Origin of the sequence: Roseivivax sp. THAF30, from assembly GCF_009363575.1 — a bacterium.
GTDB lineage: Bacteria > Pseudomonadota > Alphaproteobacteria > Rhodobacterales > Rhodobacteraceae > Roseivivax > Roseivivax halotolerans.
The window spans coordinates 752,401-768,131 of the sequence record NZ_CP045389.1 but is presented as its reverse complement, the minus strand read 5'-3'; the positions used below and the strand labels follow the sequence as shown (position 1 = coordinate 768,131).

Sequence of the window (15,731 nt, the reverse complement as noted above, 5' to 3'; positions counted from 1 at the left end):
CTGGAAATTGAAGCAGTATCGCTCTTTCGCAGGCAGAGGGTATATTCTGACTGTGAGCCCCCGAGGTTTTCGGAGGCTCAATTGTAATGCGTCCGAGGAGAGCGCCGACGCCGGTCAGACGGGCTGTACGGTCGGGCGGAATAGGATCTCGTTCACGTCCACGTTCTCGGGCTGAGATATCGCGAAGGCGACCATGTCGGCCATGGTCGAGGACGGCACGGCGATGTCCTTGACGAAGCCGCGGATTTGATCGCCAAGCTCAGGCTCGGAGATGTGCTGGGTCAACTCGGTATCGACGGCACCGGGCGAAATGACCGTTACGCGGACGTTGTAGTCCTTCACCTCCTGTCGGAGACCTTCCGAGATCGCGCGCACCGCGAACTTCGTGCCGCAATAGACCGCGCCGGTGGCGACGGCCTTATGCCCGTAAACCGAGCTCACGTTGATGATCTGGCCCGACTTTTGCTCTTTGAAGATCGGCAGCACCGCTCCGATCCCGTAAAGCGTACCCTTCACGTTGACGTCGATCATCTGGTCCCATTCGTCGACGCGAAGGCTCTCCATGGGCGAAAGCGGCATAAGGCCGGCATTGTTGAACATCACGTCCACGCGGCCAAAGGTTTCCTTCGCCTTTGCGACCAGCGCGTCGACCTCGGTGCGCTTGGTGACGTCGGTGGCGAGCGCAACTGCATCGCCGCCGGCGGCCTTTATCTCCGACACGATGGCGTCGAGCCGGTCCTGTCGTCGCGCGCCGAGCGCAACCTTGGCGCCCTTCGCAGCGAGGTCGCGGGCAGTGGCCTCGCCCATGCCGCTGGAAGCGCCGGTGATAACGATGACTTTGCCGGTGATGTTGTCTGTCATGGGTTTCTCTCCTTTTGAGGGGGTCAGTAAGGCGGATTGACCGCCGTTTCGGTCAGTCGGCCCGGGCGATGCGGACGTCGAACGGTCCGCTCTGCATCATCAGGTCGATGGGATTGTCGAAGGCGCCAAGCCGGACGAGTCCGCGCGACGTCTGAAACGGCTTGTAGAAGATCGCGAGATTGCCCCAAGGGGCGTAGATCGTTATGTCGCCAGCCTTCGGCGTGTAGCTGTCGGGCGCGTTGCTGGTGTCTACTGCGCGGGGCAAATCGGCGACTTTCTCGATGCCATGGTAGTCCGAAAGGGTCAGATCGAGCGGTAGCATCGCGGCGAAGTCGCGCGCCGCCGGGCTGTCGTCGAGAGTGCCGGCAAGGGTCTCCTTGCCGATGGTGACGGTGATCGGGATCATTTTGCCCTCCTCTTGTGCATATGCGAAGGCCCCAATGCAGAGCGCGGCGGCAAGCGCCACCGCCATCGTTGCTTGCTGTTGTCTCATGGCTCGTCTCGCACCGTTTCGATACGCCGGAGATAGACACTTGAGCCAAGCGGGAAAATCCGCCGCCTATCACTGCCACTCATGAGGCAAACTCATAAGCCGAGCGATCAAAGATGCCGACCGCTTATGAAGCTTGCTCATGGGCGCATCCCGCTGGCGGCCCATGATGAGACCAGACGCGTGGGCCAGATGAAGCCTCGTGGCGTCATGGGGCGCCACCATACTACCCTTTCCATCAGGAGACGTAGCACATGACCCGATTTATCGCCCCCACGCTCGCCCTCGCGCTTGTCGCTCCGGCGGCGCTTGCGCAATCGCTGGAGATGACCAAGGCGGAAGATCGCGCCGGTCAGATCGGAAGCGAAGAGAACTTCACCGGCACAGTCTATGTCGCCCCGGTCTTCGGCCCGGAAATGAACGATGTCAACGCGGGCGAAGTGGTCTTCATGCCGGGCGCCCGCTCGGCGTGGCACACGCATCCCATCGGCCAGTGGCTCGTGGTCACCGCAGGCACCGGCTGGGTGCAGGAACGCGGCGGTGAGAAAATGACCATGCAGGCCGGCGACGTTGTCTGGGCGCCGGCCGGTGTCGAGCATTGGCACGGCGCCACCGACAGGACCTCGGTAACGCACCTCGCGGTGCAGGCGGCCGAAGATGGCTCGGCCGTCGAGTGGGGCGAGCACGTCACCGACGAGGAGTACGGTCGCTGAACGCCGCGGGATAATCGGTGGACGCCATGAGCAGGGCGCATATATCTACACGGGACATCGTACCCGAACAACAAATCTGCGCCGCGCTCATGCTTCGAGAGAACATCACCGACCTGATCGCGCTCGCCGCCGTGGCGGAAGAGCGCAGCTTCACCCGGGCCGCGGCTCGGCTCAACGTGTCGCAATCGGCACTGAGCCATACGATCAAGGCGCTGGAGGCCCGTCTCGGCCTCCGGCTTCTGACCCGGACGACCCGCTCGGTCGCCCCCACGCTGGAGGGCGAAGACCTGCTTTCGACCCTCAATCCGTGCTTCGAGAAGATCGAGGCGCGGCTTCTCGCACTCAACGAGTCGCGGGACCAGCCGACCGGGACCGTCCGCATCTCCGCCACAGACTACGCCATCGAAACCCTGCTCTGGCCCAAGCTCGCGCCCGTGCTGCGCGAACACCCGGCGGTGCGGATCGAGCTCATGAACGATTACGGCTACACCGACCTTGCGGCTTCGCAATGCGACGCCGGAGTTCGCTATGGCGACCAAGTGAGCGACGGCATGATCGCAGCGCGGATCGGTCCTGACGAACGCATGATCTGCGTCGGCGCGCCGTCTTATTTCGAGGACAAGGGCGAGCCCGACGTGCCGCAGGACCTTTCGGACCATTCCTGCGTGAACCTGCGCCTGTCGAACCACGGCGGGCTCTATGCATGGGAGTTCGAGGATCCGGACGGCACTGAGATCAACGTGAAGGTCCAGGGCCAGGCCTGCTTCAATGCAATCGGCCCGGTGATGCAGGCGGCGATAGACGGCATCGGGCTGGCACTCGTCCCCGAGCGCCTTGCCACCAAGGCGCTGGCGGACAGACGGCTTCGCACCTGCCTCGAAGCGTTCTGCCCCTCATTCTCCGGTTTTCACCTTTTCTATCCAAGTCGCCTGCGCCCGTCATCGGCGTTTCAGGTCGTGCTGGAAGCCCTGCGCGAGCGCTCTTGAGAATTGATGAGCGACGCTCATGGGCGGCTTGACAAGGCAACCCATGACGGATCGGCCGACGTGGCCCATGTCAATCGGGTGAAAGCAACATGCCTGATAGGAGACGCTCCATGAAAACGCGCCTTGCCGCACCCGCCCTCGCACTCAGCTTCGCTGCAACCGCCGGTTCCGCGCAGGATCTCGACACCACCCTGCCCGACGCCGTCGGTCAAGTCGCGCCCAAGCTTGAGGCCTATGCACAGGACGATCTCTTCGGCAGCGTCTGGACCGACGAGGCGCTGTCCATGCGGGACCGTGCGCTCGTGACCGTCGCGGCCAAGATCACGCGGCACGAGACCGGTAGCCTGTCCGAGCACATCGCGCTTGCCCTCGATGCCGGCGTGACGCCCGCGGAGATTTCGGAGACCATCACGCATCTCGCCTTCTACACCGGCTGGGGCAACGCCGTCGCCGCTGCCGAGGCTGCCGCGCCGGTCTACGAGGAACGCGGCGTGACCGACGACGATCTGCCGACGCTCGACCCCGAGCTTCTGCCGCTCGACCAGGAGTCGGAGGATGCCCGGCAGGAGAACGTTCAGTCGACCTATGGCGACGTCAGCCAAGGTGTCGTGGACAACACCGAGGAGCTGCTCTTCCTCGACCTCTGGCTGCGCCCGGCGCTGGAGCCGCGCGACCGCAGCCTCGTGACCGTGGCTGGACTCATCGCCGCTGGCCAGCCCGAGCAGATGACGTTTCACCTCAATCGCGCGATGGACAACGGCCTTACCCAGGAAGAGGCGGGCGCGATGCTGTCGCATCTCGCGTTCTACGCTGGCTGGCCGCGCGTGTTCTCGGCGATGCCGGTGGCGGCCGGCGTCTTTGAGAGCCGCTCGGAGTAATCCCTGTGCCGGCGGGGCCAGAACCCGCCGACTACGCGACGCGACAGGAGACCGACATGAAGATCGCCATTCTCGGATCAGGCCTGATGGGCGCCAAGCTCGGGCGCCTTTGGGCCATCTGCGGTCATGATGTGACCTTTGCCTACTCCCGCGACCGGGCCAAGCTCGACCGCCTCGCAAAAGAGACCGGCAGCACCGCGGGCTCCATCGTAGAGGCGGTCGATGGCGCAGACGCGGTGTTGCTCGCGGTTCACTGGTCGCGGACCGGGGACGTACTGGAGCAGGCCGGTGATCTCGCGGGGCAGGTTGTGCTGAACTGCTGCGTGCCTCTTAACGAAGACGACAGTGCGCTGGTTGTCGGCCCCGACACGTCGGGGGCAGAGGAACTGGCACGGATCAGGCCGGACGCGCGGTGGGTGTCGTGCTTCAACACCAGCCCGTCGGAGGCGTTCAAACCGGTCTTCGCCCGCAAGGACACCGCCCCGCGCCCTCACCTGCTGGTCTACGGCGACGACGACGGAGCCAAGGACGTGGCCGGCGCCTTGATCTCGGACATCGGGTTCGAGCCACTGGAGGCCGGCGGCCTGAGCACAGGGCGCTACGCCGAACCCTTCGCCATGATCACCGCGGTTCTTGCATACGGACAGCCGGGAGGACCCACGCTGACCTATCGTTTCGACAAGCTGCGCTGAGCGCGGCCGTACAGAAGGAGACCCACCCATGAAGATCACACGCGCAGGTCAGACCGCGTCCGCCCCCGGGGCGTAGGATTATTTCACCGGAACCGGCATCAATCGCAACAGCGGATGCTGCATCATCTGTCGAAGGTCTGCTTCCTTGAAGCAAGGCCCGGTCTCGGGAATTACGGAACTGGGCCGTTCATTACGAGCGCGATCATGCTGCGACTGAAATGCCTTCTACGCCCGTCACGGTCAGTTATGCTCCGGGTCAAGATTGTGCTTCAGGCTCCGAAACACTCATCTGAATCGTAAAAACGCCGCGCAATCTGTAGGAGATGTCTGCCATGAGTAGGGTCCTCGATAAATCCAGTCCAAACACGCCCCCATGCCTAATTTCCCGCTCGAAACCGGGGCCAGTTCAAACTCGAACTGCGTCTTTCCGCCTGCAGAAATCCACTATTAGCTTTTTGCTAATGATCGCCGAACCGTTAATGCGACATGAACACCGGCACGGACGAAAATCGCACGACATCATGGGTCACTCCCCCGAAGATGTCCTGTGAGAACTTGCTGTGCTCGTAGGCCCCCATGACGATCAGCTTCGCCCCGATTTCGTCCGCGGTTTTTTGGATCGTCCGAGCGATATCGCGGCCTGAGTCTCGCACTTGGATGAAATTGGCCTCGACACCGTGGCGTTCCAGATGTGTCGAGATGCTTATTGCTGCGGGTGTATCGCGCAACAGATCCCCTATCGTGACGACCGACACCTTGCGCGGCTTTTCCTCAAGCACAGACATCGCATCATTCAAAGCCCGCGCGGCAGCCCGCTTCCCGTCCCAAGCGACAAGAGCGTGATCCGCAAGGCCGGTGGCGGCGTAGCCTTCCGGTACCACCAATACCGGACGCCCGCTCTGCAGAGCGATGATATCGGGACTCACGGCGCGGTATTCATCAGCAGGTCTGTTCGGATGGAACCCTGTCACGACGAAATCGAAATGCCGCGCGATCTCAGCCGGCGAGAGTTTGCCGACGTCTTCGGGCATCAGGAAACGGGCACGATCAGACATACCCGCCGCGGTGACCTCGCTTTCGAATAATTCCCGGGCCTGCGCAATTCTGTCTGCCCTGACCGATCCAAGCTTCTTGGTCAGTTCGGGGGTGAGCTCGAGAACCTGATCGAAATAGGAGTTCGTATTGCCGTAAACCGCAGTCAGCCAAGCCTCTCGCCGGACCGCTATCTTGACCGCATAGTCGAGTGAGCTTGCGAACGCCGAGCTTCCGGTATGGGCGATCAGGATATTTTTGATTCTCATGGGTCTTCCGCCGTTCCTACTGCCATCTGGTTATAGCCAGAATAAACTTAGATATCTATCTATTTTTGATGTTCTGCGGCTCAGCTGACCGCGACGAGCGCCACGCCTACGGCTGCGAGTATCGTGGCGAGGATCATGCCACGCCCAGGGACTGGCTCGCTCTGAAATAGGAAAGCCGCGAGATACGCGCCCACGAACATCTCAAGTGATCCGATGATCGCCACGACCGCCACTGGCGCCGAAATCAGGGCGAAGAACAAGAGGATCTGCCCCAAGGACATGCCGAGCGCGCCGAGCCATTGCCAAGGGCCAGCCGTCCGAAACACGCAAAACAGACTGTCGCGATACCGCGCGCTGACACAGGACGCCAATACATACCACACAACCCCGGTGATCGCCCCCACAAGCGCACCGAGCGCCGCGTCCGGCAGATACTGCATCGCCAGTTTCCGCGCGATATAGGCAAGCGCGTAGCAAAAGGCGGACACCGTTCCGAAAATCAATCCAAGCCGAAGATCATTCTTGGACAGGTCCGGCGGTCCACCCACCGCGCGCGGCGCGCGCACCCACATCGCCAGCCCGATACTTCCCAGGATCAGCAACATGCCAACCATCGCCGTGGGCGGATACCGCTCTCCCAACAAAAGGAAGGCAAGCGCGATGGAAAAGACGGGGATAAGGCGGCGAAACACGCTCGACCGGATCGCGCCCGACATCGCGATGGACCGGAAATTCGTCAGTCGGCCGAATACCGTCGCAAGGACACCGGCGACGACGAAGAACCCGATCCCGGCCCACAAGGCGGTCGCGCTGTCGATAGTTCCGGGATCGTTTCCGAAGGCCAGCCACAGCAGGCCCGACAAGGCCAGCGTCAGGACAATTGACAGAAAGACCCCGTTATCGCCCTTCGCGGTTGGCGCGCCCTTGGCGACCGCAGCACCGGCGATCCCGAAACTCGCCGCCGACAAGAGCGCGTAGACCTCACCCATGGCTGATGCGCTGCATGCCGCGACGCTCCTTCTGTCGCCCGCGCCTTTGCGGCAGGCCATGAAAAACTCACCCGCCGGGTCGGGCGGGTGAGATAAATGCTTCAGGGATATTGGTGTTATTCAGCCGCCTGGTTCATCGCCGAGGTCGAGACCAGCGTGCGCCAATCAACCTCTTTGGGATGCACGCCTTCATGTGACGCGATCCGCGCCTGCGGGATGTCGGATTCGGTGCCGATCGCCTTGCCGCCATCGGCGACCTTCTGCGCGGCATCGGCCATTAGACGGCGGAATTCGACGATGGCGAGGTCCGAAGCACCCAAAACATCAGTATGACGCTGCACGCGACTGCCCATCGAAACCCACATGATGATGTCCTCGTTCGGGATCCCGGGCACACCGGTGAAGTGGCCTTCCTTCATCCAGTCGCGATCCTGCATGAAGTCGTTCTCGAGCGTCCGCTTGGTCCGCCACTTGTGGTCCAGATCCTTGCCCGGCACTGCGTGGTTGAACGCACGCCATTCCTCTGTCGAGGGTACGTTCGGGCCACCGAAAGCGAGGAAATGGAACGCCGTCTCATCATCGTTGATCGGCACGATGACGCTTGCCACCTTATAATTGTTGTTCGGCGGGATCAGCGAATAATAAGGCGCGATGAATTCTGTGATCCGCAGATAGTTATGCGTCTTGGCGTTTTTGATCGGCTTTCGGATTGCCGCATAATGGAAACCGTAGCTCGTCGTCTCAGTCTGCATGCGCGGCGACTTGTCAGTTGACGGTCGATACCAAGACTTATCATCCGCAGACGCGCCTTCAACGCGGGCAGGCTTCATCGTCGAGGAGTGGAGCGAAGACGAATGCGCTGAGTCAATCTGTCCTTCATGGATCTGCGCCCAGTTAGCCGGAACGCGGATCTTGAGGATAGCGACGGGCGTGTCCTCCTCGGGCGCGAAAGCGGGCGGCTGGAACTCAGGCATGTCCTCTTTGTCGCCGAGCCAAGCCCATACGAAGCCTCCCCATTCGCGCACCGGGTAAGAGCGAGCCTTTACCTTGTCCATCAAGGGACTGCCCTCGGGCTCGGAAGACATCGCTACGACATTGCCGTCCACATCCATTTTCCAGCCGTGGTAGAGGCAGCGCAGGCCGCAATCCTCGTTGCGACCGTAGACGAGCGACGCTTTGCGATGCGGACAAAGCTCATCGAGCATGCCGAGGCGACCCTTGGTGTCGCGGAAGGCGACGTAGGTCTCGCCGAGTACCTCGACGCGCAAAGGCTTGCCGTCATTCTCCGCCACCTCCTCCATGAGGCAGACAGGCGTCCAGTGCTGACGCATCAACCGGGCCATGGGCGCATCGTTGTTGACGCGAGTGAGGAGCTCGTTTTCCTCGTACGTAAGCATCGGTTCCTCCTTAACGAAATGGCCGTCCGGCCGTTGGTACATACTTAGCTATCTAAGTTTTTGAGTCAAGCTGCATGGTGCCTGCAAATTATAGCGAAGGCGAACTGCTGCATTTGGTGAGTGGTCATCTATCTTTGGAGCCATTCGCGCAAATACCTATTCAGGAACGGTAGGATCAGACCCGTGGAAAGACCCGTGAGGCAAAACGCGACGATGAAAAGAGACACGAGCATCGGCAGGTCTCCGAAGACGTAGTTCGAAACAAGTACAAGGCAGACAAGCGGGGGATAGACAGCGAGCATGCTGACCGTCCAGCGCTTCCAGAACACCGGTTGCGTCCTGCGTAACGCTTGCTTCGTATCACCAAAGGTCTTTTCGGCAGTGTCAGACGCCACTATTTTCTCCGACAAGTTATGAATTGATGAATTGGATGACATGGCAACGGGGGCCAAACTTGCGCAAGGCCCCCGGATTTAACTACGCGGTTTCGACGCTGGCTCGCTGGCGCAGAAGGAGCATGTACCGCACGGAAATCACCAGAATGACTGCGATGCCACCAAGAGCGATGATTGGATAGGGTAAAACCGCCGCAACAGCCGCCGCTACCAGGATCAGGCGCTCGATTTGCCGAAGAGCAATGCCTACCGATCCCTCGATCGAGATCGCAATCGCCGCCGTTGCGAGCACCCCTCCAACCAAGGCAACCGTATTGGTTAGCGTATCACCCAGCATCATAATCCCAGGGTTCCAGATGAACGCGAAGGGCATGAGGAAACCGATTGCTGCCAATCGCACCGCCGAGAACGCGATCTTGAACGGGTCCTCGTCGGCAATCGCAGCAGCAGCCAGCGCCGCAACCGCGATTGGCGGAGTCAGCGCAGACATGATGGCGAAGTAGAGCAGGAACATGTGGCTCTGCAAGATCGGGTATCCGAGTTCCGCAAGAGCCGGCCCCACAAGGACCGCCGCCAAGATATACGCGCTCGGCGTCGGCATACCGAGCCCGAGAATAATCGTGACGATCGCCGCGATTATCAGAGTCAGCACTGCCTGCCCGCCACTTATCGTGAGGATGACGTTTGCAGCTTTCATACCGAGACCCGTCATCGACAGACCGCCGATTACCAGACCAGCGGCAGCGCAGGCGCCCGCCACGGGGAGGATCCGTAGCGTGGTCTCGCCTAAACCTTCGATAATCTGCCACGGTGACAGTCGCGTGGCTTTGAGAAGAGATGCTGCAACGACCGCCGCAAGAACGCCCACACCCGCTGTGAAGGTCGGAGAGTATCCAGAGAGCAACGCCCATACGATGCCCGCAATCGGGATGACAAACACCCAGCCTGTACGGAACGTGTCGACGAACGTCGGCACCTCACCCTCGGACGGACGCAAATCCTCTTTCACCGCGCGGAAGTGCACCTGGAGAAAGACACCGAGATAATAGAGCATCGCAGGGAAAATCGCCGCGAGCACCACTTCTTGGTAAGGAACGGCTGTATATTCAGCAAGGATAAACGCGGCAGAGCCCATGATCGGGGGCATCGCGCTCCCGCCCGTAGAGGCCGCAACTTCGACCGCACCGGCAAAACGTGCTTTGTATCCAAGTCGTTTCATGACCGGGATGGTAATCGAACCGGTCGCGACCACATCCGATGTTGGGCTTCCCGACATGGTACCGTATAGACCCGAGGAAAGCACTGCTATTTTCGCGGGTCCGCCCCGCGACTTGCCGGTCACCAGAGCCGCGAGATTGAAGAAAAATTCTCCTCCGCCGGCCTTCGACAAGAAGGTGCCAAACATCACGAACAAGAAAACGTAGCTTGCGACAACCTGAATTGGCACGCCGAACACACCATCCGTAGTAAAGACGAGAATATCGAGCAGGTAGGTGAAGTCCGAGATCCCGTGGCCGAATGGAGGCGGCAGGTACGATCCGAATTGGTTGTAGAGCAGGAACAGTACCACCACGCCTGTCAGGCCCATACCTGTGGTCCGTCGCGTTGCTTCGAGTGTCAGAAACAGTAGCGCGCTCCCGAAGAAAAGCTGCGCCGGCGTGAACGGATTGAGCAGGCTGATGCGGTCCGATATCGCTCCTGCGTTAACGAAGAAGTAAATCCCGCAGGCGAGACTTAATAGAGTCAGCGCCCAATCGTAGAACGGGACCTTGTCCGGCGCAGTCGGTGTGGCACCGATCGCGACAAACATGATTGTGTAAATGCCACAGACGAAGAGGATACCCAGGATGAGGGGATCCGAAATTGTGAACAGGTTCGCATAGATAACCCAGCCCGCAAAAATCGCCGCAACGATAATCAGGGCTCGTTGCGAACCTGCCGCAAGCTTACGCCTGCGGCCGGTAGCTACGAGGGATCCAATCACTGGAGCAGCCCTGCGTCTTTGTAGACGGCTTCCGCCGCGGGGTGGAACTCAAGGACGCTTGGCGTCGCGAGTAGCTCCGGCGTCAGTGCACCCATAGCGGAATGAACCGCGCGCACTTCATTGATATTGTTCAGGATTGAACTGGCCAGCGACCCGGCAGCTTCATCGCTCATACCGTCCGTCGCGACGAGAAGTGCGCCGAGCGTGACCGTTTCTACATCTGCATCCTGATTCGGATAGCTGCCCGCCGGGATCGCCAGCGTGCCGGTGCCGAACGCCTCGTTTGTGGAGGCGATGACATCTTCTGGAACAGTCAAAAGAACGACGTCGCTGTTTTCGTTCACGGCGCGGAACGAAGAGTGATTGATGAAGATGCCATTGGTGATCATATCGAGGCGCCCGTCTTGTATCAGGTCGGCCTGTTCGTTGGCTCCAGCGCGGACGAACTGTCCGCCGGCCTGTTCAAGTCCTTCTTCTGTAACTCCAACAGCTTCAAGCATGTGAAGGGCTATATTAGACGTGATATTGCCCGACCGATTGATCCCAATCCGGACCGGCGCGCCACTCGAGGCAATATCGTCGATCCCGTCTATGTCGTATTCCTCGGCGACCGAGCGCTCGAGGAAGAAGTGCATAGGCGCCCAATTGTACATGTAGCCGATTGCGCGCATGTTCTCGATCGGAGCCTGGAATGGGTCCCCGCCTTGCAGTGCGATTTTAGCTTCGGCGTCGTGAACAAGACCCAAATCAGTATTGCCCGCTCCCAGTAGGCCAATATTGGCGAAGCCACCGCCCGTTGCTTGATAGGTCACGACCGAGTCGCCATCGTCCATTTTAGCGGCCCGGTCGATACCCGCGCCCAACAGCGACCAAAGGCCACCGGGGTTGCCGCCCGAAAGAGTTAGGTTCACGGGTTCAGCTACGGCGACCGTCGAGGTTGCAGCAATGCCGATTGCAGCTGCCAGAGCAGTCAGTCTCATTTGGATCTCCTCCCAAAGTACCCCGCGGCAGACGCGCCACGGAAGTGTTTTTCCTCCTCCGACCCAAGGCCGGAACTTAGATGTCTATGATCTACGTCAAAGGAGCCGCCTGTCAACTAATTAGATATCTTATTTTATGGGCCGAAAGCATGCATTATTGGGGAAAAATAGCCGAATCTGTGAGATCAGAGGCCGTTCAGCGATCGCGTCGAGGGAATTTTCAGGCCTTTGGCCGCGCCCTGCTTCTCGTCTTCCTCGAGATTGCGAATCATTAACGAAAGCGCGCGGCGAAGCACCTTGACCTCTTCGTGGGACAATCCGTCCAGCGCGAGTTCGTTAGTCTCGACCGCCATCGGTTCGAGCCTGTCGCGCAGTGCCCAGCCTTTTTCGGTGAGAAAAGCATGCTGGCGGCGCTTATTTCCGCCGACATTGCGGCGAGTGATAAAGCCGAGTTCTTCCATCCGCAGCAGTGCTGTGTGCGCGGTCGGTTCGGTCAGATGAGCTTTTTCGCTTAGCTCACGTTGCGACAGACCATCGCACGTCCAGAGGATCCGCAGAAAGATCCATTGTCCAAAAGTGACGCCCTCAGTAGTTAGCCGCATCTGCAAAGATCTGTTGAATGCACGCGCTGAAAGACGCACGAGGCGTGCAATACGCTCTTCAGATGGGATGGCAGTCTCGGCCTTTATCTCTTTCGCGGGTAGTTGGGTCATTCAGTCTTTCTGGCGACATCAGCGCGCCTTCTGGATTAGCTCCGAGTCAATTTCGGACGCCACAAGGTTTAAGCCACAGAAAGCCGATGCCCAAGCTAATTGTTGGTCATGCCCTCGGCCATATCGTCGCTGTAGCCGGGTTCCACTCGAACATCGACGACCACCGTTCGGCCTGACTTCGCAGCCTCAATTGCCTGCTGCAGCGTGTCGCGCAGGGATCCTATGTCCCAGACGGGTCCGAACGCCGTCGCACCCTGCGCCTCAGCGATCGCGGCAATGTCGATATCCGGCTCGCTGATCGCCTGCCCGACATGTTTGTTCTCCACCGGGCGGTCCCGATCCTTTGCCACACGCTCCTGGTGAACCTCGTCATTGAAGTAAGACCGGTTGTTGGCTACGACCACAATCATAGGTATCTCATGATGGGCAGCGGTCCAGATCGCGGTCGCTCCCATAAGGAAATCGCCGTCTCCCAGAACGGCGACAGGCAACCGCTCCACCCCCCGGAGTGCCAGCGCCGAGCCCACGGCCATGCCCGGCCCCGATCCGATACCAGCACCGCCATCATAGCCGAGGTAATCAAGCGGACCCCGGAAATCGCATTTCGACCCGTTCCAGCTCAGCGTGAGCCGCAGCAGGCTCGCATGCTCATGCACCAGCGCCGCGCCAAGCGTATCGGCGAGGGAGTCGATGGAGATGAGCGCGTCGGCGCGGTGCGCCGGATACTCGGTCGCATGAATGTCCATCCGGCCCGCCGCGGCCTCCGGAAGTCCCGCGGCAGCGCAAATCGCACGGATCGCATCGTCAGGATCGGCGATAATGCTGAGTTCGGACGGCGTGAAGGACATGTGGTCGAGCGACCAGCCATTGGCAAGCAGCTGATCGAGCGTGATGTTCACGATCTGCGTGCGATCCAGCGTCGCGCCGGCTTGCCGTAGCGTACCACCAGGATCGACCCAGTCGAAACAGACGACGACATCTGCCTCGGCAATCGCCCGGTTTGCATCGGGCGACACGAAATAACTCGGCGATCCCACATGCAGCGGATGGCGCGTCGGGAAGGCCGCCCCGGTCTTGATATCCGTTACGACGCGCGCGCCGAAATGTTCCGCCAAAGCCACGCGGCGATCCCAATCGGCCTGGTCCCGCGACACCCGACCCATCAGGAACACCGGCTTTTCCGCGCGCGCGAGCCGCTGGTGCACCGCCCCGGCATCGGCCTCGGAAAATTCCGGCATCCGGGGCGCTGCGTGCTGTGCCGGGTCCGGCAGGACCGGCATCTCGTCGATCGGCTCCTCCTGGACCGACACGTCGAAACAGACATAGGTCGGCGCCTTGGGCGAAGTCTCAGAGATAACGGAGGCACGCAGCATCGATGTCAGCGACGCCGCGAGCGAAGCCGGCTGATCGTCCCACTTCACGTAAGGGCGGATCAGCGCCGCCTGATCCCGCGACGTATGGATCCAGTCGATCCAAGGCCGCCGCTTGGCGGCATCCACCGGCCCGGTCGCGCCATAGATCACCATGGGCACGCGATCGCACCATGCGTTGTAGATCGCCATTGAAGCATGCATCAACCCGACATTGGCGTGCAGGATCACCGACAACGGCTTACCGGTAACCTTGGCCCAGCCATGAGCGATGGCGACCGCGTGTTCCTCGTGCAGGCACAGAAGCATCTGGGGATCGCGATTGCCCAGGTAATTGACGATGCTGTCATGTAGCCCACGGAAACTCGAACCGGGATTGAGCGCCACATAAGGCGTGCCGAGGCGTCGCATCATCTCTGCGATGGCGTCGCTTCCATAGAGCTTCCGGATTTCGCTGTGAACCGGGCGGTCGAGATCATGGCGCATAGCTGTCTCCGAGAGGTGCGGCCTACTGGCCAGCCAGATTGATGTGGATATTCTTCTCATGCGTGAAGGAGATGAGCTCGCCGATCCCTTCCTCGCGACCGATGCCCGATTGCTTGACGCCGCCGAACGGTGCTCCGAGGAAATGCCGTCCGACCTCGTTGATCCAGACGAAACCTGCCTCGACGCGATTTGCGGCGCGGTGCGCCGTGGCGAGGTCGCGGCTCCAGATCGCGCAGGTCAACCCGACATCGAGACCGTTGACCTCTTCGAGCATCGCCGCCTCGTCGGACCAGCGGCGCACCGCGAGGACGGGGCCGAAGATCTCTTCGCGCGCGATGCGCATCTCGGGCGTCACATCGGCAAAGATGGTCGGCGCGATGAAACAGCCCTTGGATAGCGCGCCCTCAGTCACGGCATGACCGCCGGTGACGGCGCGCGCGCCCTCGGACTTGGCACTGTTGATGAAGCCCATGACCCGGTCGAAATGGTCGCGCGAGACGAGCGCACCCATCGTTGTGTCAGGATCGGTCGGAATGCCCGGCTGGTAGCGCGCGATCTTTTCAGACAGAAGCGCCACGACCTCGTCGTGCAGATCCTCGTGCAGGAAGGCGCGGCTGGTCGATCCGCAAGATTGTCCGCACCAGCCGAAATTCATGCCCGCAATGATTGCGTCAGCGATGCGGTCGGGTTTGCTGTCGGGATAAGCGATCAGCGCGTTTTTGCCGCCGAGTTCCAGAAGCACGGGCTTGAGCGTATCGGACGCGCTCCGCATTACGGCGCGGCCCGCGCCCACCGACCCGATCAGCGTCACCTTCGCGACGCCGGGATGCTCGGCGAGTGCTGCACCCGCCTCGGTCCCGCCCGGCAGAACGCTGAACACGCCCTCGGGAAACAGGCCGTCGACCAGCTCCGCGAGCCTGAGCGCCGAAAGCGGCGCCTGAAGCGGCGGCTTGATGATGACAGCATTTCCTGCCGCGAGAGGCGCGGCCATCTTGCCGCCGCAGAACATGAACGGATGGTTGAACGCGAGGATACGCGCCACCACGCCCAAGGGCTCGCGGGTGGTCATGTTCACCCGCTCGGGCCCCATTGGGATCGTATCGCCCTTCATCTCGGTGACAAGACCGGCGAAGAAATCCATCTGCGCTGCAGCGATCACTGAGTCGCCGCGCATTTCGGTATAGGGATTGCCGCAATTGGCCGCGTCGATCAGTGCGAGCTCGTCGCCGTGACGACGCAGAATCGCGGCCACCTCCTTGAGGATGCGCGCCCGTTCGAGCGGGACCACGTCACGCCATTCGAGGAACCCCTGACGTGCCTTGGCGACGACGGAGTCGGCGTCATCCGCACCGGCATCGGCGACAGAGGCGAGTACTTCGCCGGTCGCGGGGTTGAGCGTATCGGCATACCGGCCGGATTTCGGCATGTCCCACTGCCCGCCCATATAGATATCCAGATGCTTGGGCATGACGCCCAGCACGTCCATCTTGGTCATG

General features: G+C 61.0%; 14 protein-coding genes. 4 read left to right on the top strand and 10 right to left on the bottom strand.

Going from position 1 to position 15,731, the window contains the following annotated elements; all coding sequences use genetic code 11:
- Window positions 1-114: 114 nt before the first annotated feature.
- A complete protein-coding gene (locus tag FIU91_RS03630) occupies window positions 115-861 on the bottom strand; it encodes an SDR family oxidoreductase (protein WP_152461472.1) in 747 nt (248 codons plus the stop codon).
- Window positions 862-913: 52 nt separating this feature from the next.
- The gene (locus FIU91_RS03625; protein ID WP_254702037.1) at window positions 914-1,354 is read right to left on the bottom strand and encodes a cyclophilin-like fold protein; all 441 of its coding nucleotides are present in this window, start codon (window positions 1,352-1,354) and stop codon (window positions 914-916) included.
- 251 nt (window positions 1,355-1,605) lie between these two features.
- Here FIU91_RS03625 and FIU91_RS03620 point away from each other — a divergent pair, with 251 nt between their 5' ends.
- From FIU91_RS03620 to FIU91_RS03605, 4 genes are all read left to right on the top strand, one after another.
- Window positions 1,606-2,064 carry a cupin domain-containing protein gene (locus FIU91_RS03620; protein WP_152461470.1) on the top strand — a complete coding sequence of 153 codons (459 nt, stop codon included), beginning with the start codon at window positions 1,606-1,608 and terminating at the stop codon, window positions 2,062-2,064.
- Between the two features lie 26 nt (window positions 2,065-2,090).
- Window positions 2,091-3,050 carry a LysR family transcriptional regulator gene (locus FIU91_RS03615; protein ID WP_254702036.1) on the top strand — a complete coding sequence of 320 codons (960 nt, stop codon included), beginning with the start codon at window positions 2,091-2,093 and terminating at the stop codon, window positions 3,048-3,050.
- A 110-nt stretch (window positions 3,051-3,160) separates the two neighbouring features.
- On the top strand, window positions 3,161-3,928 hold the full coding sequence (locus FIU91_RS03610; RefSeq protein WP_152461469.1) for a carboxymuconolactone decarboxylase family protein: 768 nt from the start codon (window positions 3,161-3,163) through the stop codon (window positions 3,926-3,928).
- A gap of 56 nt (window positions 3,929-3,984) precedes the next feature.
- The gene (locus tag FIU91_RS03605; protein WP_152461467.1) at window positions 3,985-4,620 is read left to right on the top strand and encodes an NADPH-dependent F420 reductase; all 636 of its coding nucleotides are present in this window, start codon (window positions 3,985-3,987) and stop codon (window positions 4,618-4,620) included.
- Window positions 4,621-5,096: 476 nt separating this feature from the next.
- On the opposite strand, the gene FIU91_RS03600 is transcribed toward FIU91_RS03605, so the two are convergent.
- From FIU91_RS03600 to FIU91_RS03565, 8 genes are all read right to left on the bottom strand, one after another.
- Window positions 5,097-5,921, bottom strand: coding sequence for a universal stress protein (locus tag FIU91_RS03600; RefSeq protein ID WP_254702035.1), 825 nt, complete (start codon window positions 5,919-5,921; stop codon window positions 5,097-5,099).
- Between the two features lie 80 nt (window positions 5,922-6,001).
- Window positions 6,002-6,910: a DMT family transporter gene (locus tag FIU91_RS03595; protein ID WP_172974925.1), complete on the bottom strand. Its 909-nt coding sequence runs from the start codon at window positions 6,908-6,910 to the stop codon at window positions 6,002-6,004.
- Window positions 6,911-7,026: 116 nt separating this feature from the next.
- Window positions 7,027-8,307: a Rieske 2Fe-2S domain-containing protein gene (locus FIU91_RS03590; protein WP_152461465.1), complete on the bottom strand. Its 1,281-nt coding sequence runs from the start codon at window positions 8,305-8,307 to the stop codon at window positions 7,027-7,029.
- A gap of 477 nt (window positions 8,308-8,784) precedes the next feature.
- On the bottom strand, window positions 8,785-10,686 hold the full coding sequence (locus tag FIU91_RS03585) for a TRAP transporter fused permease subunit (RefSeq protein WP_152461464.1): 1,902 nt from the start codon (window positions 10,684-10,686) through the stop codon (window positions 8,785-8,787).
- A complete protein-coding gene (locus FIU91_RS03580; RefSeq protein ID WP_152461463.1) occupies window positions 10,683-11,666 on the bottom strand; it encodes a TAXI family TRAP transporter solute-binding subunit in 984 nt (327 codons plus the stop codon). Before FIU91_RS03580 ends, FIU91_RS03585 begins: the two co-directional genes overlap by 4 nt.
- Before the next feature lie 185 nt (window positions 11,667-11,851).
- Window positions 11,852-12,379 carry a MarR family winged helix-turn-helix transcriptional regulator gene (locus FIU91_RS03575; protein ID WP_254702034.1) on the bottom strand — a complete coding sequence of 176 codons (528 nt, stop codon included), beginning with the start codon at window positions 12,377-12,379 and terminating at the stop codon, window positions 11,852-11,854.
- 95 nt (window positions 12,380-12,474) lie between these two features.
- Entirely contained in the window at window positions 12,475-14,235 is a 1,761-nt protein-coding gene (locus FIU91_RS03570) for a thiamine pyrophosphate-binding protein (RefSeq protein ID WP_152461462.1), read from the bottom strand.
- A 22-nt stretch (window positions 14,236-14,257) separates the two neighbouring features.
- Window positions 14,258-15,730, bottom strand: a complete 1,473-nt coding sequence (locus FIU91_RS03565) for an aldehyde dehydrogenase family protein (protein WP_152461461.1) — start codon at window positions 15,728-15,730, stop codon at window positions 14,258-14,260.
- Between the last annotated feature and the right edge of the window lies 1 nt (window position 15,731).